Here is a 23,551-nt window from a genome sequence, read left to right on the forward strand (position 1 = left end):
CTGAGACAGGCAAGAAAGGGGAGCTTCATGGACGGCGACAACATCGCACGCGTGATCTATCTGGTCCTGCTGGGATCGGCGGTGCTGATGTGGTTCATCACCCACAACCGCGAAAACCTCAGCCGCACCATGCAACAGGCCACCGCCTGGGTGTTGATCTTTGTTGGCGTTATTGCCGCCGTGGGCCTGTGGGAAGATGTCCGCACCACCATCAGCCCCGCCCCGCAGATGGTCGTCTCGGACAATGCCATCGAAGTGCCGCGCGCCACTGACGGGCATTACTACCTTCAACTTCTGATCAACGGCAAACCGGTTACCTTCCTTGTCGATACAGGCGCCAGCCAAGTGGTGCTCAGCCACCGCGATGCCGAACGGGTCGGAATTGACCTGGACGGGCTGAACTATTTCGGCCGCGCCATGACCGCCAACGGACAGGTTCGCACCGCACCCGTGCGTCTGGACAGTATCGCTCTCGGTCCCTTCTCCGACACCGGCCTTTCGGCATGGGTGAACGAGGGAGACATGGACCAGTCGCTTCTGGGCATGGATTATCTTCAACGCTTTTCGCAGATGAGCTTTGCTAACGGAACGCTTAACCTAAAGCGCTAGTCCGGCAATCCGGCTTTCAACATCGAAGACCGAAACGCCTCGCCCAACGCTTCAATCTTGAACGGAGTCAGCGCCGCAAACTTTCTGGCCGAAAACCGCGGGTTGATAGACAAAACCGCTGCAACGCATTTTGCGACCTCTTTCAAGCCGCCGAAATCCTCATGAATCACCGCCAGCCGGACTTGCGACAACAAACTGTCGGGTATTCGTGTTTCGAGATGCTTGTAAACAACTCTAGCCTATTCCAGATCGCCCATGCCACGATAAACGCCCCCCAAATGGGTCAGATACCAGTCCGGGCAATAGGGCGACAGCCGCATCACCTTGCGCATACTATTCAGCGCCGCCCCGAATTCACCGCAATAGTTATGTGCAATGCCCTGCGCGCGTGAAACAGAGACACGGTCGGGCGTAGTTCAACCGCCTTTTTCAGACTGGCAATCGCACCTTCGAAATCCCCCTGGTTCGTCAGGATGTACCCCCGCAAGTCGTAGGCGTCGGCCATACTGGTGTTCTGCTCCAACAGCTTGTCGCTCAAAGCGCGTGCTTCAGCAAAAGCGCTCCCTGCATTCGCCATGAACCCAAACCGCGCCCCAGCGGCCAGCGGCCAGCGTCCAGCCCAACCTGACGTACATCAACTGACCGCCCCTTGCATACAAAGGTGGAGTTGCGGGCCATCACGAACAGGCCGCCGATATGGGACAGCGCGGTGATGATATCCTCGGTCAGACCATCGGCGAAAAGATCCTGCTTCGCATCACCGGACATGTTGTCCAAGGGCAGAACCGCAATCGACGGCTGTTCGGGGATTTCCAGCCGCTCTCCGGTCAGAACCTCAAAGGTTTCGGCCGTCAGCCGCGCCGGATCAGGATCGATCCCAAAGGCGTGAACCTCGCCTTCGATGTTCTTCAGCTTTTGCCGCTCCAGATCGATAAAATGCACAATCAGCCTGCGTTCCAAATCCGCCTCACAAAAAAAAGCAACGCTCCCCGAACGGCTTGCTTTCAAAAGCATGCGCCGTCACGGCCTCTTTTCAAACCTCGGGACGCGGTTTCTCAAAACGACCACGACGCCGGATCAACCGCCTTCGGCCTTCCTTATCGCGGACACCTCCGCTCCGGGTGTCAGATCGGTTTCCAGAAACGATCCGGTTTCAGGCAGTTCCAGATGCAGCGAGGCGGTATGGTCGATCTCTAACCGTCCCGATACCAGCGAATAGTCCAGCACGTGACCGCCAGTCTTCAAATCCTCGGAAATAAAGTGCAGATGATAACCCGGCACACCGATCCCGACAGCATAATCCGGACAGCGAAAACCCAGGATCGTACCCGTTACATCCCGCAAGTCGAACTCGGCCTGATTTTTGACCACCTCCAGCAACGGTGGATAGGGCGGCTCCTGGCGCGAGACATTGCGATACCCGACTCGACCGATCCGGCCCGTGAACCGGACCGCGTAAAACAGGTTGCGCGACTGCGCGATTTTGTCCAGTCCAGCTTCGAACGCAGCCTTTTCGACCGGTTGCGAGACAACCAATTCAACATCCGGCTCGAATGGCAGGACCGCCGCATAAGGCGTCACCGCATCATCAGGCGCGATGGCCGCCCTGCCATCGTCGGTCAGGCGATAGGCAACGCCCGCATGCACGATCATCTCACCATCCAGCGCGTTGAAGGTACCAAGTCCGAAATCGCCATGACGCAACAATTCGCCTACAGTTAATTCGCCGTCATAGACCCCCTGCATCACCGCGCTCAGCAACGATGCCTGATAGTATTCATGCAGATGGTCGTGCGGCCGAAAGACGTGCTTTGCATTGTGGGCCGCAACGGCGGCTGCAAACGTCAATTCCTCGTCCTGTGGCATTAGGACATCCTTTTGCGTTCAGAGCTACCAGCCTAACAGGAAATCCACTTTCAGGCTTCCGCCTTTTTCTCCCACTGGCCCGATTCTTCCGACCAGTACTGCGCGGCGCATCCCGCGCCGGTCAGCGCCTTCCACTGTCTCCGCGCCCATTCAATCGCCTCCGGGTCGGTGCCATCGAACAGGATACAGACCCGTTCAAGCGCCGCAACCTCGGCTGGCTCTACCTTCGCTCCGTCAATCGCCATCACACAGTCCGGGTTGTTTGCAGCTTCTGGCTCGGTCGTAAGCAAAACGGGTTGCATTGCGTCATGCGGCCCGCCCGACACACCATGCGGCAGGAACGACTCTTCCGGTCCCAGCCACAGTTTCTCGTCCAGCCAGTCAAGCCGCCCCTTGTCGGTACCACGCACCGAGATCCGCCACCCGGCCTGCCGCGCTTTGTTGAGGAGCACCGGCAAGGTCTCCTCCAAGGGGCGTCTGGTCAGGTGATAGAAATAGGCGGCCCCCATGATTATTGCTCGAAATGGTCCTGTATCAACCGGCTGAGCGCCCGAACGCCCCACCCTGTTGCGCCCTTGGGGGCATAAGACGTTTCCTTGGACACGGACGCCACCCCGGCAATATCGAGGTGAATCCAAGGCGTTTCATCCTTGACGAAGCGCTGAAGGAACTGCGCCGCCGTGATCGACCCCGCCGGGCGCCCGCCCACGTTCTTCATGTCGGCGATCTGAGACTTGAGCATCTCGTCATAGGCCTTGCCCAAAGGCATCCGCCACGCGCCCTCATCCTCGACCTCTGCTGCACGGAGGAACGCGTTGCACAGCATGTCATTGTTGGAAAACACGCCCGCATTCTCGTGCCCCAATCCGATGATGATCGCCCCTGTCAGGGTCGCAAGATCAATCATCCCCACCGGGTTGAAGCGCTCCTGTGCGTACCACATCACGTCACACAGAACCAGGCGACCCTCGGCATCGGTATTGATGATCTCGACCGTGTCGCCCTTCATCGATCTGATCACGTCACCGGGGCGCGTTGCACGGCCCGAGGGCATGTTCTCGACCAGACCGACAAGTCCCACGACGTTCGCCTTGGCTTTGCGCAGCGCCAGCGCGCGCATAGTGCCCGCCACAACGCCCGCGCCCGCCATGTCCATGGTCATCTCTTCCATGCCCGCGGCAGGTTTCAGCGAGATGCCACCGGTGTCGAACACCACGCCCTTTCCGACCAGCGCCAGCGGCGCGTCGTTATTGTCGCCGCCTTTCCATTGCATAACCACGACCTTCGACGGGCTGTCCGAGCCTTGCCCCACGCTCAACAGCGTGCGCATTCCCAGCTCGGCCAGTTGTTCCTCGTCCAGAACCTCGACCTCCAGACCCAGCGCCTCCATCTCTTTCAGACGATTGGCGAATTCGGTGGTTGTAAGCACATTCGCAGGCTCGTTGGTCAGATCGCGGGTCATCAGAACCCCTTCGGCCACCGACCGCAGCGGTGCGAAAGCGGCCTCGGCCTCCTCCGGTTTGCCATGGCAGATGGTGATCTCGCCCTGCTCGCTGGGGTTTTCCGGATCGTCCGATTTGTGCGCGTCAAAACTGTAGCTGCGCAGCGCAAGACCCATTGCCAGATCCTCGATACGCACCTGATTGCCCACCATCACCAGCAGGGATTTTCCACTCGCCGCCTTGGCAAGATCGGCCCCAGCCTTACGCGCCTGATCCGCATCCGGTCGGCGCGATAACACCAGCACGTCCAGTGCCTCTGCCTTCATGCCACTGGGCCAAGCCATCGAAAAAACCTGCCCCGCTTTAGCCTTTTCGAACCGTTCGCTTTCGATCAGCCGCGCCACCGCGCCCTTGGTCAGTCGGTTAGCACGCCGCACTGCAGGGCTCATCTTGCCCTCGGGCGGCACAATAATCGCCACCCGCCCGCCTGCTTCGGCCATCGCGTCCAGGTCAGTGGGCTGAAAACGGATCGGGGTCAGACTGCTCATTTGGCTCTCCTCAACATCTTTCCGCCCAGAGGTAACGCGCTGCGGGCAGGATGACCAGATAGCAGTTTTCCCCGCCTTTCAATTCGACTATGGTCCCCGGAAAACGACTGGCAGGTTCCGGGGGATCACAGTGACTCGATACAGCAGACATATGCTGTCGCGCTTGATGTGTTGTTCTGGCTTCCTTCCCCCGATTCCGTCGAATCGAACGGCGGAGCAGACACAGTGATCCTCGACCGCTATTTCGCACGCCGTTTTGTGCAAAGCTTTCTGTTTATCGGAATGGTGTTTCTGACGCTGATCATGCTGATCGACATGATCGAGCAGGTGCGCCGGTTCGAGGATTACGGGCTGAGCTTCGGACAGCTTTTACAGCTCACCCTTCTGAACACACCAGCCGCCATCAACGAGATGCTGCCACTTTTGATGATCCTGTCGACCATCGTTCTGTTCATCGGACTGGCACGCAGCTCGGAACTGGTGGTCACCCGTGCCATTGGCAGGTCCGGAATTCGAGCCCTGGCCGCACCGGTATTTGTCGCCGTTGTCATCGGTCTGCTGAGTGTGGGCATGCTGAATCCGATCGTCGCCGCAACCGCCGAAAAGTATCAGCGCCTCGCCGAAGGGTACCGAAGCGACGGCGCCTCTGCCCTGTCGATCAGCCGCGAAGGTCTGTGGCTACGCCAAGGTTCAGAAACAGGGCAATCGGTGATTCACGCTACGGGAACCGAGACGCTGGGCGGATTCACCCTGCTCGACGTCACCATTCTGACCTATTCCAACGCGGGCATACCCATTCGCCAGATCGTGGCCGATAGTGCCCGTTTGTCCGACCGGGCATGGGTTCTGGAAAACGCCAAGGCCTGGCCGCTCATTTCGGGACTCAACCCCGAGGTCAACGCCGCGGTTCACGAACGCCTGGAAATCCCAACCACGCTGACGCAAGACCGCATTCTCGACACGCTCGGCCAACAGGACACGATCTCAGTGTACGATCTGCCTCAATTGATCCGCGATCTGCGTCAGGCCGGTTTCTCGACAAAGCAATACGAAGTGTGGCTGCATGCCCAGTTGGCACGTCCGCTATTCCTGATTTCTATGGTTCTGGTTGGTGCGGTCTTCACAATGCGCCATGTCCGCTTTGGCGGTACCGGCATTTCGGTTCTGACAGCAGTTTTGTTGGGTTTTGCACTCTATTTCATGCGCAATTTTGCCCAGATACTGGGACAGAACGGCCAGCTTCCGGTTCTGCTCGCTGCATGGGCTCCGCCGGTTGCCGCGATCCTGCTGTCCATCGGCCTGCTCCTGCACGCGGAGGACGGCTGATGCGGTACTTCTTTCCGGCATTCGTTGCCGGCATGTCCCTGATCTGTCCGTATCACTACGCGCAGGCGCAGACCAGCAGCGGGCCGGTTTCCGACCAGACGAGCGAACAACCCAAGGTGCAACCCGCTTTGCTGGTGGCCGATCGGGTCTTTATCACCGCTGACCGCCAGCTTGTCGCCGAAGGCAATGTCGAGGCCTATCAAGGCGAGGTGCGCCTGCGCGCCCGTAAGATCACCTTCGACCGCACCACCGGCCAGCTTTCGATCGAAGGCCCCATACGCATTGATCAAGGCGGCTCGATCACGATTCTGGCGGATGCGGCCGAACTGGATGAGGGCATGCAGAACGGTCTGCTGCAAGGCGCCCGTTTGGTTTTCGAACAACAGATTCAGCTTGCCGCACAGCAAATGACCCGCGTTGGCGGGCGGTATACCCAGCTCTACAAAACCTCGGCCACCTCGTGTCAGGTCTGCGACGACGGCAAACCGCCCCTGTGGCAGATCCGCGCACAAAAGATCACGCATGACCAGCTTGAACGGCAGCTATATTTCGAAAACGCCCAACTGCGCATTCTCGACGTGCCGGTTTTTTACTTTCCTGCCTTGCGCCTGCCCGACCCTACGCTGGAGCGCGCGACCGGGTTTCTGGTGCCGTCTATCCGCACGACATCGCAACTCGAAACCGGCATCAAGGTTCCTTATTTCTTCAAACTTGGCGATCATAAGGACCTGACGCTGACGCCATATCTGTCGCCACGTACGCGCACGCTTGGATACCGTTATCGCCAGGCCTTCAAGAACGGTCGGATCGTGATTGAAGGCGCACAAACAGACGACGATCTGTACCCCGGCGAGGCTCGCGGTTACCTCTTCGCAGGCGGCGCCTTTTCAGTCTGGAACGACTATCGCCTGACCTTCGATCTCAAGGCGGTATCCGATGACGCCTATCTTGTCGATTACGGCCTTCCCGATCTTGACCGCCTGCGCAGTGAAATCGCACTGGAAAAGATCAAACGCGACAAAGCCTTTCGCACGAGCTTCATCCACTACAAGACGCTGCGCGAAAGCGAGAATCAGGACGACATCCCTTCGCGCATTTTTGACGTGAATTTCGAACAGCGTTTCTTTCCAGCCGCGATCGGCGGTGAGGTGCGTCTGGCATTTGATGGCCACGGGCACCAGCGCACCAGCACCGAGGATGTCGTAGGGCGCGATGTGGCCAGCGCGACGTTTGACGCTGAATGGTTCCGGTCATGGATATTCCGCAATGGCTTGCGCGCCGACTGGCAAATCGGCGCAGCAGCAGACAAGTTCCGCATCTGGGACGACAGCACCTTCCCCAGCGAGGTGACCCGTATCACCCCACGCACGGCTCTGACCCTGCGTTATCCGATGTCTCTGGTTACCGCCTCCGGCGTCACTCAGACCCTCGAACCAATCGCCCAAATCGGATGGACCAACGTCACGGACAGTGACGTGCCAAACGACGAAAGCCAGTTCGTCGAATTCGACCAGGGCAACCTGCTGTCGCTGTCGCGTTTTCCCGCAGATGACCAGCGCGAGGACGGAACCACCGCCGTTCTCGGCTTGAACTGGGCAATGTATGACCCGCGCGGATGGCAGACCTACGCAACACTCGGCGGCGTGTTCCGCGACCCCGCCGATCCTCGTTTTTCCAAAACCTCCGGTCTGGATGGCGTCACGTCCGATTTACTCATGGCCGGTCAGATCAGATCCGACAACGGCTGGTCCCTGACCGCCCGTGGTCTGCTGAACGGCCAGTTCAACTTTGACAAAGTGGAACTGCGGGGCGACTGGCGGGCGGATCGCGGGGGATTGACCGGAACATATGTCTGGCTGGGGCGCGACCCGCAGGAAGACCGAGATCAGGCAATTTCCGAGGTCTGGCTCAATGGTCGCTACATTCTGTCCCAGAACTGGACCACCCGTGCCGAAATCCGGTATGACATCAACGACTCGCGCGCAATCAACGCCGGGTTCGGATTGGCCTATCAGAACGAATGCGTAACCGTTAACTTCTCCGTCAGGCGGCGCTTTACCGAAACATCGAGTATTGAGCCCACGACCGATTTCGGGTTTACCGTTGCCCTGACTGGTTACGCGGTTGAAGGCGGGAACAAGACATACAGGCGAACATGCACTTGAATACGAGTATTCCGACACGACCACTGATGCGCTGGCTGAAATCAATGATCCCGGCGCTGGTCTCAGCCGCCGTGCTGCTACCTGGAGACACCTCCGCGCAAAGCCTGTTCGCCCCCGCCATCAAGGTCAATCAGGACGTGGTGACCTGGTACGAGTTGGACCAGAGGATGCGGTTCATGGAGCTTTTGGGTATTCCTGGATCGTCCGAGGAGGAGGTTCGCAAAACCCTGATAGACGACAGGCTTCGGCGCCAGGCTATCGAGGACGCCGGGATCGAGATTGCACCCGAAGATGTTCAGGTTGGGATCGACGAGTTTGCTTCACGCGGGCAGTTGTCCTCAGAGGAATTTTTGAAACTTCTGGGCGATCAGGGCATCGCTCCTGAAACCGTCCGTGATTTTATCAAGAATCAGCTGGAATGGCGCGACTATATCAGCGCACGCTACATCTCCCGTGCACGCCCCTCCGACGACGAGATCGACCGCGCAATGGGAAATTCCAGCACCGGTGGCCTGCAGGTCCTGCTGTCGGAAATCATCATCCCGGTCAATCAGCAGACCCTCGCCCAAGCCGAGGATCTGGCGCTGCAGATTTCGCAGCTTGACAACTACGACGCCTTTTCCACTGCCGCCACGCAATATTCCGCATCCGACACGCGCAACAATGGCGGGCGGCTCGACTGGCTGCCTCTCAACAACCTTCCGCCGGCGTTACAGCCCGTGATTCTGGCGCTCAATCCCGGCGACATCACAGAGCCGGTTACGCTACCCAACGCCATCGCCCTGTTCCAGATGCGCGGCATCCGCGAGGCCGCCAGCGGAACGCCGAACTACGCCAAGATCGACTATGCCGCCTACTATCTGGCGGGCGGACGCAGCCCCGAAACCCTCCAGACTGCGGCCGAGCTTCGCGAGAGCATAGATACCTGCGATGACCTCTACGCCAAGGCGCTGGGTCAACCGTCCGAGGTGCTTGACCGCGTTTCGGCGAGTCCCTCCGAAATCCCGCGCGACATCGCGCTGGAACTGGCTCGTCTCGATCCCGGCGAAAGCTCTACTGCGCTGACCCGCAACAACGGGCAGACGCTGATCTTCCTAATGCTGTGCAACCGTGTGCAGGATTTTGGCGCGGACGTCTCGCGTCAGGATGTGGCAAACGCGCTGGCGCAACAACGTCTGCAAGCCTTTGCCGACAGCCTGCTGGAGCAGTTGCGCGCCGACGCCCATATCATCGAACAATGAGCGCGCCGATTGCCCTGAGCTGCGGCGAACCTTCGGGCATAGGCCCCGAGATTGCCGCCAAGGCCTGGGACCGGTTACGCGATACCTGCCCGTTCTTCTGGATCGGCGATCCGTCGCACCTACCCACCGGCACACCGGTCGCCGAAATCTCCGATCCCGCCGAGACCGCAAGCGCCTGCGCCACGGCGCTGCCGGTGCTGACCCTGCCTTTTGCGGCCCCGGCACGCCCCGGCCAGCCGGAACCGGCCAACGCCTCAGGCGTGATTTCCGCCATCGAAAGGGCGGTCTCTCTGGTTTTATCCGGTGCGGCAACTGCTCTCTGCACGGCGCCAATTCACAAGAAGGCACTGATCGACGGGGCCGGGTTTGCCTATCCCGGTCATACCGAATTTCTCGCCGCCCTCGCGGCCCGCGACCGCGTGGTGATGATGCTGGCCAGCGACCAGCTCCGTGTTGTTCCGGCGACGATCCACATCGCTCTGGCAGATGTTCCTACTCGCCTGACCGCCGATCTGCTGCGTGACACCATCGCTATCACGGCCCAGGGGTTGCGAACCCAGTTCGGAATCGCGCATCCCCGTATTGCAGTGGCGGGTCTCAACCCCCATGCTGGTGAAAGCGGTGCCATGGGGCGCGAGGAGCTGGACTGGATCGCGCCACTGATTGCCGAAATGCAATCGGAAGATATGACCCTGACAGGGCCGCACCCGGCCGACACGATGTTCCACGCCGCCGCGCGGGCGCGTTATGACGCGGCCATCGCCATGTACCACGATCAGGCCCTGATCCCGATCAAGACGCTCGATTTCGACCGCGGTGTGAACGTCACGCTTGGCCTGCCTTTCATCCGCACCTCTCCCGATCATGGTACCGCCTTCGATATCGCAGGACAGGGCATTGCCACCCCCTCCAGCTTGATCGAAGCCCTGAAACTTGCCCAACGCATGGCACAAAAACCTTGATCCTTCACGTGGCTGGAAATATCCCCGCCGCAGGCAAGAATTCTCTGGCGCATCCCCTCCATTCCGCGCCACGGTAACCGGATCATGAGTGCAATCGACCCCCTCCCCCCGCTGCGCGAAGTTATCGCCAAGCACCAACTGTCGGCCCGCAAATCGCTGGGCCAAAACTTTCTGCTTGATCTGAACCTCACCGCCAAGATCGCGCGTCAGGCTGGAAACCTGACCGACTGCGACGTGCTGGAAATCGGGCCCGGCCCGGGTGGCCTGACCCGCGGGCTGCTTTCTGAGGGCGCGCGCAAGGTGGTTGCGGTCGAAAAAGACACCCGCTGCATTGCCGCACTCAACGAGATCGCCACTGTTTATCCGGATCGCCTCGACATCATCAATGGCGACGCGCTCGAAATCGATCCGCTGCAACACCTGACCCCGCCAATCCGCATCACTGCCAACCTGCCCTACAATATCGGCACCGAACTACTGGTGCGTTGGTTGACCCCTCCGGAATGGCCGCCCTTCTGGCAGAGCCTGACCCTGATGTTCCAACGCGAAGTGGCCGAGCGCATTGTCGCCCAGCCCGGAGGCAAGGCCTATGGCCGCTTGGCCATCCTTGCCCAATGGCGATCCGAGGCGCGCATCGCAATGTCCCTACCCCCCGGTGCCTTCACGCCACCGCCCAAGGTCTCAAGCGCGGTGGTGCATCTGACCGCCCTGCCCGAACCGCGCTTTCCCGCCGATGCCGCCACACTGTCGCGCGTCGTCGCCGCAGCCTTTAACCAGCGCCGCAAGATGCTGCGCGCCTCGCTCAAGGGCGCCGCCCCTGATATCGAAGATCGTTTATTGGCAGCGGGCATCCAACCTACCGAACGCGCAGAACAGGTCTCGATTGAGGCGTTCTGCGCACTGGCACGGGAAATCGCGAAATAGCCTCAGATCACCTGCGTTCCGCCGCCGTGATGCACCGCATCCACGATGAACCGGTCCGCCGCTTCGACCACTTCGGCGATTTCGCGTCGCTGCTCCTCGCTCAACACGCCGCCTTCTGGGGTTGAACCGATCGCGGCCAGCGCCTTGTCGCGGGCCACCTCGAACGCGGTGCGGCGGCCCGATTTCTCGTAATCGTCGCGCCCCTGCCGCAAGAAGACATCCGGTTGATGCTGATCCCGGCACAGCGCCAGTGTGTGGGTACTATCCAGGAAATGGCCACCTGCGCGCACCTTCAGCATCTCGTCCCAGTTCAGGCTTTCCGCGTTAATCTCGACCGGCTGCATGAACCGTCGCACCATCGCCCCAATCTCGTCATCCAGAACGGCCTGAACCGGGCTGAACACGGTGGCACACTCCAGTTGTCCGACGCCGCCCAGAATATCGGCCCCAGAGGTTGCGACCGTTTGCGTGATCAGCGCTCGTTCCGCCATCGATTGATGATCCGCATCCGGCGTGTCCGACCCCGATCCATAGGTATGTGTCGGCAGGTCGAACCCATACCGCATCAACTGAACCGCCATCGAAGCGGCCTGAATCGACTCAGGGCAGGATTGCAGCGCCGAGCCGGTCCGCATATCCAATGTGAACATCAGCGGCACCGCGATGACCGGCGTTCCTGGAACCAAAACATGCGCCACCGTCAGCATCGACAGGACCTCGGCAGCCGCCATCAGCACCAGCCCCGCCGAGGTCAGGGGTGCCGTTCCCCCCGCCGAAGGCAGGGAACAGGCATGCAGCGGCAAGCCCAAAGCACCAGCCTGCAGGATCACTTCGGTATCCATGTACTTGAATTCCAGTGGCGAAAAGGAACAGGTGATCACCGAGGTGATCGGATACCTGCGCAGCGTGTCCTCACCCCCTGCAGCAATTGCCGCCACCTTCAGCAGGAACTCGATGTTCTCCTTGCCATAGGGTTGCATCCAGCAATGTTTGTTGGTGTGCGACACCATCTCGGCAAAGGAATGTACGTCCGAAGTCACCTCGGGCACGCCATGCACAAAAGGATGGGCGATGAAGCCGACCTGATCAAGGCCGCTTGCCACAGCAGCCATCTCACGCACTGCCTGGAGGTCCAGATTGCGATAGCGCGCATCTCGGGGATCGACATAACCGTGCGCGCCGGTGCCAGTGCGCATAATGAACCCGCCATCGGCACGCGGAATGGGCAGGTCCAGTTCGCGGGTCTTTCCGGCCAGCGTGAACGCGCGAGGCGCGGCGGTCAACGCCTCCTCGACCAGTTCGCGGGGAAAGCGCAACCGGTCGGCATCCCGGCCTTGCGTCGCACCTGCGGCCAACAGTGCCTCGCGCGCTTTGGGGTGGATGACGACCACGCCATAATCCGCAAGCAGGTCGAGGCTGCGGGCGCGCATCACCTCGATCTCAGCATCGCTCAGAAAACCGAATCGCGTCCCGGCCAGGGAGGCAGGCGATAGCTGAAAGGCGCCGGGTGCCTTGATTTCAGGCGCAGGGGTAGACCGACGGCGGTTACGACGGGTGGGGGTTCTGATATCTGTTTCCATAACTTGATCCCGAAAAATGGAAGTTCCAGGGCGTTATGGCACACACCGATTAAGCTCACTGCCTGCCGACTTGAGCTGCGCGAGATTAGGAATGTCGAACGCATCAGTCAATTGCCCGCTGACATCACGGTAAAAGAAAGGCGCCGCCCCGCAACCGGAACGGCGCTCTTCCAATCCTGACAGATCGAATTATTCTGCGGCTTCAGCCGGCCCACCATCGTTTGGCGAAGGCTGACCCGACTCGGACGTTGCGACCTCTTCAGGCTGTTTCTTTGCGCGTGGGCGACGCGGCGCCTTTTTGGGCTTGGGTTCTTCCCCCGCTTCCGCTTTCTCGGCTCTTTTCGCCCTCGGCTTGCTCTCCGGCGTTTCGACCAGACCATGGTCCTCACTCGCGCCGGTCTCGCTCAAGTCCAGAACATCTGGCTGCGGTGTCTGTGCCGGATCCGCTTGTTGTGTCGCGGCCTCGCGCTCCTGACGCTCGGCGCGTTCGCGGTCGCGCTCGGCCTGCCGCTCGCGGTTCTGCCGCTCCTGCTCCTCGCGACGCGCATCGATCTCGCGCTGGGCTTCGCCCAACATACGCAGATAGTGCTCGGCGTGCTGCTGGAAATTCTCGGCCGCAACCCGGTCATTACCCAGTTGCGCATCACGGGCCAACTGGTTGTACTTGTCGATGATCTGCTGCGGCGTACCACGCACTTTTCCTTCGGGTCCGGAACTGTCGAACACCCGATTGACAACATTACCGCCAGTAGGACGGTTGCGGTTATTCTTCGCCCGCGAGCGGGATTTGGAAGATCTCATTTTATCTAACGTCAGCCTTGTACTTCGCTGCCGATCAACCCGTAACTTATGCCTTTCCGAGGCCTTTTGATGTGACGAGAAGTCGACTTTTTTGGGCTTATTGTCGGAGGCGAGCTGAGAAAGCGTCAACCTCATCGACATCCCTGAGTAAACACGTCCTGACGGCACAGACAAGAGGGGATCGGCGAATTTCGCGGCTTTTTTATCCCAACAAGCGTTTTTCGGCCCTTTTTGCCACATCTAGATCGGCGAACGGGCCGAAATCACACGATCTCGGCCATCGAGATCCGGAATGGCGCGGATATCCGCCAGCCCGGCTGCATCGAACAGGGTGCTCACCTGCCGCGCTTGTGTCGGGCCGATCTCTACTAAAATCCGTCCACCGGGCAACAGGTAATCCGGCGCGCCCGCAGCGATCCGCCGATAGGCGCCCAACCCGTCGCCCTCGTCGGTCAGGGCAAGGCGTGGTTCATGCTCGCGCACTTCTGCCGACAGGCCTTCCATCTCATCCAGGGCGATATAAGGCGGATTAGACACGATCAAGTCGAACGTCCCGCCGACGCGCCCGAACCAATCGGATTGAATAATGCCCGCCCGATCCTGCACACGGTGCATCACTGCGTTGGCACTGGCCTGCAGGCAAGCGGCTTCGCTCACATCGACGCCCACGCCCATGGCGCTTGGCCGTTCGGCCAACAGCGTCACCAAAATGCAGCCCGACCCGACCCCCAGATCCAATACCCGGTCGAACGGCTCGCTGAGAGCCACCTCGACCAATGTCTCGGTTTCCGGACGCGGGTCCAGCACATCACGGCTGACCTTGAACCGACGGCCGTAGAAATCCCGCTCGCCCAGCAGATGCGACACCGGTACCCGGATGGCCCGCAGCGAGATCAACTGCTCGTAGCGGTCCGATATTTCCGGCGACAGTTCGTCAGGGGCAATCAGCGTTACCCGGCTCGCTTCAATCCGCGCCGCATGGGCCAGCAAAAGCCGCGCGTCGCGCGCCGGATCGGCCACGCCCGCCGCCCGCAACCGCGCGGTAGCAGCCACCATGGCCTGCGCCGCTGTCTGTAAGCCGGTCACTGCGCCATCTCCGCCAAAAGCCGCGCCTGATCGTCGGCGGTCAACGCGTCGATCACCTCATCCAGATCGCCCTGCATCACCTGATCCAGTTTGTAGAGCGTCAGGTTGATCCGGTGATCGGTCATCCGACCCTGCGGAAAGTTGTAGGTCCGGATGCGCTCCGACCGGTCGCCTGACCCCACCTGGCTGGCGCGGTTGGCTGAGCGTTCGCTGTCTATGCGCTGACGCTCCAGATCGTACAGTCGCGTTTTGAGCACCTGCATCGCGATCTCGCGGTTGCGGTGTTGCGATTTCTCAGAACTTGTCACCACGATGCCGGTCGGCAAGTGCGTGATCCGTACCGCCGAATCGGTAGTGTTCACATGCTGACCGCCCGCACCAGAACTGCGCATGGTGTCGATGCGGATGTCGTTCGCGTCGATCTGGATGTCCACATCCTCGGCCTCGGGCAACACCGCCACCGTAGCCGCCGAAGTATGGATACGCCCACCGCTTTCCGTCTCGGGCACCCGCTGCACCCGATGCACGCCGGATTCGTACTTGAGCCGCGCAAAGACGTTGTCGCCCTTGATATGGGCCACCACTTCCTTGATGCCGCCCAGTTCGGTCTCGTGCTCTTCGATGATCTCGAGCCTCCAACCCCGTGCCTCGGCATATCGCTGGTACATTCGCAACAGATCACCGGCAAACAGCGCCGCCTCATCCCCTCCGGTTCCTGGCCTGATCTCTAGTATCGCAGGCCGAACATCGGCCTCGTCCTTGGGCAAAAGCGCCAATTGCAACGCATGTTCGGCCTCGGGAATACGTGCTTGAAGAACTGAAATTTCCTCCTCGGCCAGATCCTTCATGTCCGGGTCCGCCAATATCGACTCGGCCTCGGCCAAGTCATTCACCAGCTGCCGCCACGCCATGATCTGCTCTACCACCGGTTTCAGATCGGAATACTCCTTGGCGAGAACAGCGATATTCCCGCCCGAGGCGCCATCCGACATGGCGGCTTCGAGATACTGGAATCGCTGCGTAATCTGTTCAAGGCGTTCTTCTGGGACCATTGCGGCGGTGTCTATCATCCCAGGCCTCTGGTCAAGAGCCCAAGCCGTGCTAAACTCGGGACATGAAACGTTTGCTGATCCTGATTGGCCTGCTGGCCACGCCCGCATGGGCCGATGTCGTCGGACCCGGCGGCAAGGTGCAGGATTGCTATTGCACCGACAGCAAGGGCAGCCGGGTCGAACTGGGCGAGATGATTTGCCTGCAGGTGGATGGCCGCATGTTCATGGCGCAATGCCAGATGTCGCTGAACGTACCAATGTGGCGCGAAGTGCAGGAGGGGTGTTTGTCGTCAGGGTTGCAACCGCCCAAGCCATTCTTCAACCCGCTTCTGGTTTACCCCAAGATCTGAGCCCCCGAACCGCAGCCGCGCATGAATGCGCAAAGTGTCGCCATCCTGCTGCACGGTTGTGTAATCCGGAAATCCGAACACTCGGGTGCGAGTGATGTAAGTTACCATCCCCTCCTCCACGGACCCGATCAATACGCCTGTGCGCGGCGTCGCCCGCGCAATGGCATCCAGACGCGACAGTCCATCCGGCCCGGTTTCGACGACCCGCAACACCCCCGCCTTGAACGTCCGGTCCACATCCCCTACCGGCTCCACGTGCCACTGTGCCGGGTCGGACGGGGCAAGACGGATATATCCGAATCCTGCAACCATCACAGCCGCCACCAGCCAGAATACCACCATCCTCAGTCTCATGACTAGCGCGAGGCCACACCGGGCAGGATGCAGATCAGCTCATACAGCAAGTTGGCCCCGGTCAACGCGGTATTCCCCGACGGATCATAGGGCGGCGACACCTCAACCAGGTCGCAGCCGACGATGTTCAGCCCCTTCAGCGCATGGATCAGCTCCAGCGCCTGCGGCGTCGTCAGCCCGCCGATCTCGGGTGTGCCGGTGCCGGGCGCATAGGCCGGATCGAGGCTGTCGATGTCATAGGTGACATAGACCGGTCGATCACCGATCTCATCGCGGATCCGCGAGCCAAGGGGCGCAAGGCTCTGGTGCCACAATTCCCACGCCGGGAAATGGTTGAAGCCCCACCCCTGCACCTCGGTGAAATCGCTGGCTGCATATCCCGAACCGCGAATGCCTATCTGATAGGTCAACTCGGGCACGATCAGACCTTCCTCATATGCGCGGCGGAACACAGTGCCGTGGGTCTCGCGCTCGCCGAACATCTCGTCATTCACATCCGCATGGGCATCCACATGCACCAGCGCCACTGGCCCGTGCCTGGCGGCAATCGCGCGCAGGATCGGCAATGTGATCGAATGATCACCCCCCATCGCCACCGGTATCACGCCGCTGGCAAGGATGCCGTCATAGCTTGTCTTGATGATCTTCAGGCTCTCGGCCAGCGAAAACGTGTTGATCGCAAGATCCCCGATATCGGCGATCTGCAGACTGCCAAAGGGCGCAGCCCCGGTCGCCATATTATAGGGCCTGATCATCGCGCTTTCGGCCCGGATCTGTTTCGGTCCGAACCGAGTGCCCGACCGCCACGAGGTACCGATATCCATCGGCACCCCCAGCACTGCCACATCCAATCCCTCAGGCGATGCCACCTGCGGCAATCGCATGAAGGTATTTGGCCCGGAAAACCGCGCCAGATCGTTACCGCTGATCGGTTGGTTGAACGTGCTCATCTCAACTTGTTCCACCCCAGCAGGCAGATGATTTGCGTCGCGATATGCGCACCCGCAATCGCCGTCGCGCCCGAGGTGTCATATGGCGGCGAGACCTCGACCACATCCCCGCCCTTGATGTTGATCCCGGCAATGTCGCGCAGGATGATCTGCGCCTGTATCGAACTCAACCCGCCCCAGACCGGCGTACCGGTGCCGGGGGCATAGGCCGGGTCCAGCCCGTCGATATCGAAGCTCAGATAAACCGGATTGTCGCCCAGAATACCCTTGATCTTCTGTGCCACAGCCGCAGGTCCGGCCTCATAGACCTCGCGGGCATCGATGATATTGACGCCCAGCGTGTCCTCGTTGGTGGTGCGTATCCCCACCTGAACCGAGCGCGTGGGGTCCACGATCCCCGATTTCACCGCCTTGTAGAACATGGTGCCATGATCCACCCGGTTCATGTCATCGTCGGCCCAGGTGTCGGTATGCGCATCGAATTGCAGCAATGACATCGGGCCAAATTTTTCCGCGTATGCTTTTAGGATCGGAAAGCTGATATAGTGATCCCCCCCAAGCGCGACAGAGGCCACATCCGCCGCCAGAATGGTTCGGATATGATCGGTCAGAGTGTCGGGAAAGGCCGGGATATTGGCATAGTCATAAGCCATGTCGCCATAGTCCACGATGGCCAGCTCGCTCAGCGCATTGAACGGCCAGCCATAGGGTTCATCGGGCGATTGCAGCGAACTCGCCTCGCGAATGGCGCGCGGCCCTAGCCGTGTACCGGGCCGGTTGGTCACCGCCTGGTCGAACGGGATGCCGGTGACGGCAATATCGACCCCTTTCAGGTTCTTGGTGTAAAGTCGCCGCAGGAACGATGTCGCCCCGCCAAACGTGTTTTCAAAAGACAACCCCTTGAGTTCCGGATTGGTGAACGCTTCATCCACCTGAGTTTTTGAATCTTCCAGTGCCATTGATTGCTGGTCCTTGCCTTGGTTCCCGGTAGGATGGTGATGCGCGAAAACGTCAAGCCACCGGCAGCGCCCTCTCCACGATCCTCGCAAAGAAAGACGCACCCACCGGCGCGATCTCGTCGTTGAAGTTGTATTTCGGATGATGCAGGCCTGCGCTGTCACCCTGCCCCAGGAACAGATACGCCCCAGGCCGAGCCTGAAGCATGTAGGAGAAATCCTCGGCCCCCATCTCACGCTCGCCATGCGATACTACGCGCCCGTAACCGGCAATCTCGCGCGCGATTTCAGCGGCAAACAATGTCTTGTCCTCATCGTTGATGGTCGCGGGGTAACCCACTTCATAGTCCAGCTCGGCCTCGACCCCATAGCTGACCGCCTGCCCCTGCACGATCTGCGCCATCCGCTCCATCACCATCTTCTGCACTTTCGGGTCAAAAGTCCGTACGGTGCCGTTGATATAGGCGGTCTCTGGGATCACGTTATCAACGGTGCCCGTGTGGATCTGTGTGACCGAAACCACCAGATCGTCCAGTGCATAATTGTTGCGACTCACGATCGTCTGTATCGCCTGAGCGATGCCGCAGGCCGCCATCACCGGGTCGCGGGTCTCGTGCGGCATCGCACCGTGCCCGCCCCTGCCCTTGACATGGATGTGAAAAGTGTCAACGGCCGCCATGATCGGGCCGGGTGTGGTATAGAATGACCCGACCTCGTTTCCGGGCGCGTTATGCAAAGCATAGACCTCGGAAATGTCGAACCGGTCCATGATGCCTTCATCGACCATCACACCCGCACCACCTCCCGCCTCTTCGGCTGGCTGAAAGATCAGTGCGGCACGACCTGAGAACCTGCGCGTCTCAGCCAGATAACGTGCGGCCCCCAAAAGCATAGCCGTGTGCCCGTCATGACCACAGGCATGCATCTTGCCGGAGGTTTTCGAGGCATAGTCCAGCCCTGTCTCCTCGATGATCGGCAGCGCATCCATATCGGCGCGCAGCCCAATGGTCGGCCCCGGCTCGGTCCCGTTGATGATTGCCACCACCCCGGTGCGCGCAATGCCTTCATGGATTTCGTCCACTCCAAACTCGCGCAAACGCTCGACTACGAACGCCGCCGTTTCATGGCAATCCAATCCCAGTTCCGGGTTGGCGTGCAGGTACCTGCGCCATTCGGCCATGTCAGCGGCAAACTCTGCAATACGGTTCACGACAGGCATAAAGGGTGGACTCCTGATCCAAGCTGCGAGATGGATGCATCTGACACTGGAACGAAGGGGTTCGCAATGGCTGATAATCCGCTGATCCATGACCCGGACGCCGGGATCGAACGGCTGGTCGAAATCATGCGCCGCCTGCGCGATCCCAAAACTGGTTGCCCGTGGGATATCGAGCAGGATTTCGCCACCATCGCCCCCTATACCATCGAAGAAGCCTATGAGGTCGCCGACGCCATCGAGCGCGAAGCCTGGGACGAGTTGAAAGGCGAATTGGGCGACCTGCTGTTCCAGTCGGTGTTTCATGCTCGCATGGCCGAAGAGGCCGGACATTTCAACTTTCAGGATGTGGTGCGCACCATGTCCGACAAGATGGTCGATCGCCACCCGCATGTCTTTGGCAACGAATCTCGTGACAAGTCCGCCGAAGATCAGACCCGCGACTGGGAGGCGATCAAGGCCGCAGAGCGCGCAGGCAAGGAACAGAAAGGCGCGCTGGACGGCGTCGCCTCCAACCTGCCCGCCCTTTTGCGCGCCTACAAGCTGCAGAAACGCGCGGCCCGCGTCGGTTTCGACTGGCCCGACGCCAGCCACGTGCTGGCCAAGATCACCGAAGAGGCGGCCGAACTTGAAGAGGCCCGCGACAGCATGGATGCAGACGCGCTCGAGGACGAATTCGGCGATCTGCTGTTCGTGATGGTCAATCTGGGCCGTCATCTGGGCATCGAACCCGAAGCCGCCCTGCGCCGCACCAACGCCAAGTTCACCCGCCGCTTCGCCAAGGTCGAAGCGCGACTGGCCGAACGCGGCAAGACCCCGCAACAAAGCACGCTCATCGAGATGGACGCGCTCTGGGACGAGGTCAAACATGCCGAACACGCTGAAAACGGCAAACTCCCGCGCGCCGAACACGCCCAGGAACGCCGCAAGGCATAAACCTGCTGGACAAGGCAGGCCTTGCTTGCGACTGTCCGGTTTTCCGAACCGCAGAGAGGCACCATGACTCCGCGCAAGATCATCATCGACACCGATCCGGGCCAGGACGACGCCGTCGCCATCCTCTTGGCGCTGGCCAGCCCAGACGAGATCGATGTGCTTGGCCTCACCGCCGTTGCCGGGAACGTGCCGCTTGCGCTGACCGCCAAGAACGCCCGCATCATCTGTGAACTGGCAGGACGGCCCCGGGTTCCGGTCTATGCGGGCTGTGACCGGCCACTGAAACACACGCTGGTCACCGCCGAGCATGTGCATGGCAAGACCGGCCTCGATGGCCCCGACCTGCCCGACCCGAAAATGCCCTTGGCCGAAGGTCATGCCGTCGATTTCATCATCGAAAGCTTAAGAGCGCACGCGCCAGGAACCGTCACGCTGTGTCCGTTGGGCCCGCTGACAAATATCGCTACCGCCTTTGGAAAAGCCCCAGACATCGTGAATCGGGTGCAGGAAATCGTGCTGATGGGGGGTGCCTATTTCGAGGTCGGAAACATCACCCCGGCGGCGGAATTCAACATTTACGTCGATCCCGAAGCAGCTGATATCGTTTTTAAATCCGGCGCTCCGATCGTGGTCATGCCACTCGATGTAACTCACAAGGCACTGGTCACCAAGCCACGCAACGACGCCTTCCGCGCGCTCTCCACCCCGGTCGGCATCGCTGTGGCCGAGATGACCGATTTCTTCGAACGGTTCGACAAGGAAAAATACGGCTCCTCCGGCGCGCCGCTGCACGATCCCTGCGTTACCGCCTGGCTGATCCGGCCCGAGTTGTTCACAGGCCGCCATATCAACGTCGAGATTGAAACCCAATCCGATCTGACCCGCGGCATGACCGTGGCTGACTGGTGGGGCGTGACCGACCGCGCGCCCAATGCCACTTTCATGGGCGATCTTGATGCCGAAGGCTTCTTTCACCTGCTCACCGAACGGCTGGCCCGGTTATGACCGCAGCACTCCGCCTCGCCCGTCCCGATGACGTCGACCGGCTGATGGGGCTGGTCTCTGCCTTCCACGCCGAAATGGGCCTGCAAGGCGACGACGAAGACCGCCGCACTGCCCTGATGCCGCTGCTTCAGGGCATACCGCACGGTTGCGTCTACCTGATCGGCCCGTCGCGCGCGCCACTGGGCTACATCATTATCACCTTCGGCTGGTCGGTCGAGTTTGGCGGCATGGACGGGTTCGTCGATGAGATCTATATCCGCCCCGCCGTGCGCGGACGCGGCATCGCTACCGAGGTGCTGCTGGAACTGCCCAAGGCGCTTGCCGCCGGTGGCCTCAGAGCCCTGCATCTCGAAGTCGACCGTCACGATGAAAAAGCCCAGGGGCTTTACCGCCGCACCGGCTTCACTCCGCGAGAAACCTACATGCTGATGAGCCGCAAGCTCTGACCGGTCCTCCCTCAGCGCCCGTAATAAGCGCTGCCAAAGTCCTCTCTCACCCAATCATTCGCCGACGCCTTTTCACCGGTCACCGGGTATGTATCCGGTTCGGTGCACGCCGACAGAACCGCCATTGCCATCACCGCAAGAACCAAAAACTGCCTGTTCAACGTCATTGCCTTCCCCTTCTGAAACTGAACCCCTGCGGGCTGGTCAAATCGCGCTGCCCGCTCAGCGCCCCCCGTAATAGGTGCAACAGGTATTGTAACTGCTTTCCCCTGTGCAGGCCGCCAGAACTCCCAGGGAGATCACTGTCAGAACAAGAGTTCCTTTTCTGAAAGACATCGTTTTCCCTTTCCAAGATCTGGCTCCATCAAAGCGGACCCTGTTTGAAAAAGATGTAGCCTCGTTCACACATATTCAAGTTTTCGCGAGAAATCCGTGAACACTTCCAAGGAAATAGACCCAGCCTTAATGTCGCATCCCGCTCAAAGCTCTCGCCCAAAGAACATCAGGTGCTCCTCCAGATCCGCGTCCGGGGTATAGAATGGCTCCACTTCCACAAAATCCAGCTTACGATAAAGGGCAATCGCCTCGGTCAGCCGCGTGGTCGTGTCCAGCACCATCCGCACATAGCCATCCTCGCGCGCCTGATTCATCGCCGCTTCGAACAAGGCCAGACCCGCACCGTGACCGCGCGCCACGTCCGAAACGTACACCCTCTTTATCTCGCAGACTCCTGCCCCGACCGCATGCGTCATCGCGCATCCCACGACACGGTCCTGCAACCGTGCCACGAACAGCGCCCCCTTTGGGCGTGCATGCAGTTCAGGCAGCCGCCGCAACAGGTTCTCGAAGGTCTGTTCGTTATAGTATCGATCCAGAAAGGCCGGCACATCCGACCAGCGTTCGTCAAGCAGCGTACGATAGTCTCGGCAAAGCAGCCGGATCGCGGCCAGATCCCGGTCGCCCTCCGCCAGCGATACCGACAAAACCCGCCTATCCATGCACCCGCACCTGTTCGGCCAGATCGATGAAATCGGCCGCCACGATGTCCCAGTCGTTGTCAGGCTCCAGGTCGGTGACCTGTCCCACCCCATGCTCGGTCGGGCGCGGCACGAACCCGGTCAACAGTCCCGCTGTCCGGGCCGCATGCAGATCGCTGTTATGTGCCGCCACCATCATTACCCGTTCGGGCGGCAGTCGCAGCGCGGAGCAACTCTTCAGATAGACCTCCGCCTTGGGTTTGTAGTCCCGCGCCAGATCGGCCCCCAGAATACAATCCCACGGCAACCCGGCATAGCGTGCCAACCGCGTCATCAGCGCAATCGAGCCGTTGGAACAAGGCGCGATTATCCGGTCCCGCTGCAACAGCTGAAGCCCCTCAACCACATCCGGCCAAGGGTCGAGCCTTTCCCACGCCGCGTTCAGCGCCAGCGGCTTCACCAAATGGACCCCTATCGCACCACACACGCGCATCAGATTTTCCAGATGCAGGTCGTCCAGCGGTACATATCCCCGAGCGCCTCGCCGAACTCGGGCCATCGCTGGATCATATTCCGCCCGCCACGCCGTCGCGAACGCTGCGGCGTCCACCTGCGGCACATGCTCGGCCACCTCGCGCGCGACCGACTTGCGCCAGTCCACGCACGTGCCGAATACGTCAAAGATCAATGCCTGAATCATGATCGGGCCATCCCTATCGAACGACCCGGCCAGAGTACCCTGAAATGAACGGCTGGCCA

26 protein-coding genes are annotated in these 23,551 nt (G+C 60.5%); 10 read left to right on the plus strand and 16 right to left on the minus strand.

Going from position 1 to position 23,551, the window contains the following annotated elements; translation table 11 throughout:
* Window positions 1-27: 27 nt before the first annotated feature.
* Window positions 28-609, plus strand: a complete 582-nt coding sequence (locus AC2FNB_RS02995) for a retropepsin-like aspartic protease family protein (RefSeq protein WP_480750526.1) — start codon at window positions 28-30, stop codon at window positions 607-609.
* Window positions 610-946: 337 nt separating this feature from the next.
* On the opposite strand, the gene AC2FNB_RS03000 is transcribed toward AC2FNB_RS02995, so the two are convergent.
* The 5 genes from AC2FNB_RS03000 to AC2FNB_RS03020 form a co-directional block, all read right to left on the minus strand.
* Window positions 947-1,147 carry a tetratricopeptide repeat protein gene (locus AC2FNB_RS03000; protein ID WP_496744378.1) on the minus strand — a complete coding sequence of 67 codons (201 nt, stop codon included), beginning with the start codon at window positions 1,145-1,147 and terminating at the stop codon, window positions 947-949.
* Window positions 1,144-1,569, minus strand: coding sequence for a hypothetical protein (locus AC2FNB_RS03005; protein ID WP_496744380.1), 426 nt, complete (start codon window positions 1,567-1,569; stop codon window positions 1,144-1,146). The genes AC2FNB_RS03000 and AC2FNB_RS03005 overlap by 4 nt, the downstream gene beginning before the upstream one ends.
* Window positions 1,570-1,686: 117 nt before the next feature.
* Complete coding sequence (budA, locus tag AC2FNB_RS03010; RefSeq protein WP_480750524.1) at window positions 1,687-2,475, minus strand: acetolactate decarboxylase; 789 nt, start codon at window positions 2,473-2,475, stop codon at window positions 1,687-1,689.
* A 50-nt stretch (window positions 2,476-2,525) separates the two neighbouring features.
* Entirely contained in the window at window positions 2,526-2,984 is a 459-nt protein-coding gene (locus tag AC2FNB_RS03015; protein WP_480750523.1) for a DNA polymerase III subunit chi, read from the minus strand.
* A gap of 2 nt (window positions 2,985-2,986) precedes the next feature.
* Window positions 2,987-4,465 (minus strand): leucyl aminopeptidase, encoded by a 1,479-nt coding sequence (locus AC2FNB_RS03020; RefSeq protein WP_496744383.1) that lies wholly within the window; start codon window positions 4,463-4,465, stop codon window positions 2,987-2,989.
* 225 nt (window positions 4,466-4,690) lie between these two features.
* Between AC2FNB_RS03020 and lptG the strand changes: the two genes are divergently transcribed.
* From lptG to rsmA, 5 genes are all read left to right on the plus strand, one after another.
* Window positions 4,691-5,791: an LPS export ABC transporter permease LptG gene (gene lptG / locus AC2FNB_RS03025; RefSeq protein ID WP_496744384.1), complete on the plus strand. Its 1,101-nt coding sequence runs from the start codon at window positions 4,691-4,693 to the stop codon at window positions 5,789-5,791.
* A complete protein-coding gene (locus AC2FNB_RS03030; RefSeq protein WP_480750520.1) occupies window positions 5,791-7,956 on the plus strand; it encodes an LPS-assembly protein LptD in 2,166 nt (721 codons plus the stop codon). The genes lptG and AC2FNB_RS03030 overlap by 1 nt, the downstream gene beginning before the upstream one ends.
* A complete protein-coding gene (locus AC2FNB_RS03035) occupies window positions 7,947-9,197 on the plus strand; it encodes a peptidylprolyl isomerase (protein ID WP_496744386.1) in 1,251 nt (416 codons plus the stop codon). The genes AC2FNB_RS03030 and AC2FNB_RS03035 overlap by 10 nt, the downstream gene beginning before the upstream one ends.
* Window positions 9,194-10,159: a 4-hydroxythreonine-4-phosphate dehydrogenase PdxA gene (gene pdxA / locus AC2FNB_RS03040; RefSeq protein WP_496744388.1), complete on the plus strand. Its 966-nt coding sequence runs from the start codon at window positions 9,194-9,196 to the stop codon at window positions 10,157-10,159. The genes AC2FNB_RS03035 and pdxA overlap by 4 nt, the downstream gene beginning before the upstream one ends.
* A gap of 84 nt (window positions 10,160-10,243) precedes the next feature.
* Complete coding sequence (gene rsmA / locus AC2FNB_RS03045) at window positions 10,244-11,083, plus strand: 16S rRNA (adenine(1518)-N(6)/adenine(1519)-N(6))-dimethyltransferase RsmA (RefSeq protein WP_496744389.1); 840 nt, start codon at window positions 10,244-10,246, stop codon at window positions 11,081-11,083.
* A gap of 2 nt (window positions 11,084-11,085) precedes the next feature.
* Here the strand turns inward: rsmA and AC2FNB_RS03050 are convergent, their stop codons facing one another.
* The 4 genes from AC2FNB_RS03050 to prfA form a co-directional block, all read right to left on the minus strand.
* On the minus strand, window positions 11,086-12,663 hold the full coding sequence (locus tag AC2FNB_RS03050) for a trimethylamine methyltransferase family protein (RefSeq protein ID WP_496744391.1): 1,578 nt from the start codon (window positions 12,661-12,663) through the stop codon (window positions 11,086-11,088).
* Between the two features lie 189 nt (window positions 12,664-12,852).
* Entirely contained in the window at window positions 12,853-13,464 is a 612-nt protein-coding gene (locus AC2FNB_RS03055; RefSeq protein WP_496744451.1) for a DUF4167 domain-containing protein, read from the minus strand.
* Window positions 13,465-13,704: 240 nt separating this feature from the next.
* Window positions 13,705-14,520 carry a peptide chain release factor N(5)-glutamine methyltransferase gene (prmC, locus tag AC2FNB_RS03060; protein ID WP_496744453.1) on the minus strand — a complete coding sequence of 272 codons (816 nt, stop codon included), beginning with the start codon at window positions 14,518-14,520 and terminating at the stop codon, window positions 13,705-13,707.
* A 26-nt stretch (window positions 14,521-14,546) separates the two neighbouring features.
* Window positions 14,547-15,602 carry a peptide chain release factor 1 gene (gene prfA / locus AC2FNB_RS03065; protein ID WP_496744455.1) on the minus strand — a complete coding sequence of 352 codons (1,056 nt, stop codon included), beginning with the start codon at window positions 15,600-15,602 and terminating at the stop codon, window positions 14,547-14,549.
* 62 nt (window positions 15,603-15,664) lie between these two features.
* Here prfA and AC2FNB_RS03070 point away from each other — a divergent pair, with 62 nt between their 5' ends.
* Entirely contained in the window at window positions 15,665-15,952 is a 288-nt protein-coding gene (locus tag AC2FNB_RS03070; RefSeq protein ID WP_480750515.1) for a hypothetical protein, read from the plus strand.
* Here AC2FNB_RS03070 and AC2FNB_RS03075 read toward each other — a convergent pair.
* The 4 genes from AC2FNB_RS03075 to AC2FNB_RS03090 are packed head-to-tail and all read right to left on the minus strand — an operon-like array spanning window position 15,893 to window position 19,431.
* The gene (locus tag AC2FNB_RS03075; RefSeq protein WP_480750514.1) at window positions 15,893-16,294 is read right to left on the minus strand and encodes a DUF1499 domain-containing protein; all 402 of its coding nucleotides are present in this window, start codon (window positions 16,292-16,294) and stop codon (window positions 15,893-15,895) included. The two genes, AC2FNB_RS03070 and AC2FNB_RS03075, sit on opposite strands and share 60 nt — an antisense overlap.
* A 14-nt stretch (window positions 16,295-16,308) precedes the next feature.
* The gene (gene speB / locus AC2FNB_RS03080) at window positions 16,309-17,256 is read right to left on the minus strand and encodes an agmatinase (RefSeq protein ID WP_496744393.1); all 948 of its coding nucleotides are present in this window, start codon (window positions 17,254-17,256) and stop codon (window positions 16,309-16,311) included.
* Window positions 17,253-18,215, minus strand: coding sequence for an agmatinase (gene speB, locus AC2FNB_RS03085; protein WP_496744395.1), 963 nt, complete (start codon window positions 18,213-18,215; stop codon window positions 17,253-17,255). Before speB (AC2FNB_RS03085) ends, speB (AC2FNB_RS03080) begins: the two co-directional genes overlap by 4 nt.
* Before the next feature lie 52 nt (window positions 18,216-18,267).
* A complete protein-coding gene (locus AC2FNB_RS03090; protein ID WP_496744397.1) occupies window positions 18,268-19,431 on the minus strand; it encodes a M20 aminoacylase family protein in 1,164 nt (387 codons plus the stop codon).
* Window positions 19,432-19,497: 66 nt separating this feature from the next.
* On the opposite strand from AC2FNB_RS03090, the gene mazG reads away from it, so the two are divergent.
* From mazG to AC2FNB_RS03105, 3 genes are all read left to right on the plus strand, one after another.
* Window positions 19,498-20,364: a nucleoside triphosphate pyrophosphohydrolase gene (gene mazG / locus AC2FNB_RS03095; protein WP_496744399.1), complete on the plus strand. Its 867-nt coding sequence runs from the start codon at window positions 19,498-19,500 to the stop codon at window positions 20,362-20,364.
* A gap of 63 nt (window positions 20,365-20,427) precedes the next feature.
* Entirely contained in the window at window positions 20,428-21,369 is a 942-nt protein-coding gene (locus AC2FNB_RS03100) for a nucleoside hydrolase (protein ID WP_496744401.1), read from the plus strand.
* A complete protein-coding gene (locus tag AC2FNB_RS03105) occupies window positions 21,366-21,815 on the plus strand; it encodes a GNAT family N-acetyltransferase (protein WP_496744403.1) in 450 nt (149 codons plus the stop codon). The genes AC2FNB_RS03100 and AC2FNB_RS03105 overlap by 4 nt, the downstream gene beginning before the upstream one ends.
* A gap of 11 nt (window positions 21,816-21,826) precedes the next feature.
* Here AC2FNB_RS03105 and AC2FNB_RS03110 read toward each other — a convergent pair whose 3' ends face one another.
* From AC2FNB_RS03110 to AC2FNB_RS03120, 3 genes are all read right to left on the minus strand, one after another.
* Window positions 21,827-21,982 (minus strand): hypothetical protein, encoded by a 156-nt coding sequence (locus AC2FNB_RS03110; RefSeq protein ID WP_480750507.1) that lies wholly within the window; start codon window positions 21,980-21,982, stop codon window positions 21,827-21,829.
* Window positions 21,983-22,294: 312 nt separating this feature from the next.
* The gene (locus AC2FNB_RS03115; protein ID WP_496744405.1) at window positions 22,295-22,813 is read right to left on the minus strand and encodes a GNAT family N-acetyltransferase; all 519 of its coding nucleotides are present in this window, start codon (window positions 22,811-22,813) and stop codon (window positions 22,295-22,297) included.
* Window positions 22,806-23,492 carry a haloacid dehalogenase type II gene (locus AC2FNB_RS03120; RefSeq protein WP_496744407.1) on the minus strand — a complete coding sequence of 229 codons (687 nt, stop codon included), beginning with the start codon at window positions 23,490-23,492 and terminating at the stop codon, window positions 22,806-22,808. Before AC2FNB_RS03120 ends, AC2FNB_RS03115 begins: the two co-directional genes overlap by 8 nt.
* Window positions 23,493-23,551 lie beyond the last annotated feature (59 nt).

It is taken from the genome of Ruegeria sp. BHSB058, assembly GCF_059613285.1.

Coding starts and splice junctions, on each gene's coding strand:
- AC2FNB_RS03120 (WP_496744407.1), bottom strand. CDS start 23,492: ATGATTCAGGCATTGATCTTTGACGTATTCGGCACGTGCGTGGACTGG.
- AC2FNB_RS03105 (WP_496744403.1), top strand. CDS start 21,366: ATGACCGCAGCACTCCGCCTCGCCCGTCCCGATGACGTCGACCGGCTG.
- prfA (WP_496744455.1), bottom strand. CDS start 15,602: ATGGTCCCAGAAGAACGCCTTGAACAGATTACGCAGCGATTCCAGTAT.
- AC2FNB_RS03070 (WP_480750515.1), top strand. CDS start 15,665: ATGAAACGTTTGCTGATCCTGATTGGCCTGCTGGCCACGCCCGCATGG.
- AC2FNB_RS02995 (WP_480750526.1), top strand. CDS start 28: ATGGACGGCGACAACATCGCACGCGTGATCTATCTGGTCCTGCTGGGA.
- AC2FNB_RS03090 (WP_496744397.1), bottom strand. CDS start 19,431: ATGCCTGTCGTGAACCGTATTGCAGAGTTTGCCGCTGACATGGCCGAA.
- speB (WP_496744393.1), bottom strand. CDS start 17,256: ATGAGCACGTTCAACCAACCGATCAGCGGTAACGATCTGGCGCGGTTT.
- AC2FNB_RS03100 (WP_496744401.1), top strand. CDS start 20,428: ATGACTCCGCGCAAGATCATCATCGACACCGATCCGGGCCAGGACGAC.
- AC2FNB_RS03115 (WP_496744405.1), bottom strand. CDS start 22,813: ATGGATAGGCGGGTTTTGTCGGTATCGCTGGCGGAGGGCGACCGGGAT.
- budA (WP_480750524.1), bottom strand. CDS start 2,475: ATGCCACAGGACGAGGAATTGACGTTTGCAGCCGCCGTTGCGGCCCAC.
- AC2FNB_RS03030 (WP_480750520.1), top strand. CDS start 5,791: ATGCGGTACTTCTTTCCGGCATTCGTTGCCGGCATGTCCCTGATCTGT.
- pdxA (WP_496744388.1), top strand. CDS start 9,194: ATGAGCGCGCCGATTGCCCTGAGCTGCGGCGAACCTTCGGGCATAGGC.
- AC2FNB_RS03050 (WP_496744391.1), bottom strand. CDS start 12,663: ATGGAAACAGATATCAGAACCCCCACCCGTCGTAACCGCCGTCGGTCT.
- mazG (WP_496744399.1), top strand. CDS start 19,498: ATGGCTGATAATCCGCTGATCCATGACCCGGACGCCGGGATCGAACGG.
- prmC (WP_496744453.1), bottom strand. CDS start 14,520: ATGGTGGCTGCTACCGCGCGGTTGCGGGCGGCGGGCGTGGCCGATCCG.
- AC2FNB_RS03015 (WP_480750523.1), bottom strand. CDS start 2,984: ATGGGGGCCGCCTATTTCTATCACCTGACCAGACGCCCCTTGGAGGAG.
- AC2FNB_RS03020 (WP_496744383.1), bottom strand. CDS start 4,465: ATGAGCAGTCTGACCCCGATCCGTTTTCAGCCCACTGACCTGGACGCG.
- AC2FNB_RS03055 (WP_496744451.1), bottom strand. CDS start 13,464: ATGAGATCTTCCAAATCCCGCTCGCGGGCGAAGAATAACCGCAACCGT.
- AC2FNB_RS03075 (WP_480750514.1), bottom strand. CDS start 16,294: ATGGTGGTATTCTGGCTGGTGGCGGCTGTGATGGTTGCAGGATTCGGA.
- AC2FNB_RS03035 (WP_496744386.1), top strand. CDS start 7,947: ATGCACTTGAATACGAGTATTCCGACACGACCACTGATGCGCTGGCTG.
- speB (WP_496744395.1), bottom strand. CDS start 18,215: ATGGCACTGGAAGATTCAAAAACTCAGGTGGATGAAGCGTTCACCAAT.
- rsmA (WP_496744389.1), top strand. CDS start 10,244: ATGAGTGCAATCGACCCCCTCCCCCCGCTGCGCGAAGTTATCGCCAAG.
- AC2FNB_RS03110 (WP_480750507.1), bottom strand. CDS start 21,982: ATGACGTTGAACAGGCAGTTTTTGGTTCTTGCGGTGATGGCAATGGCG.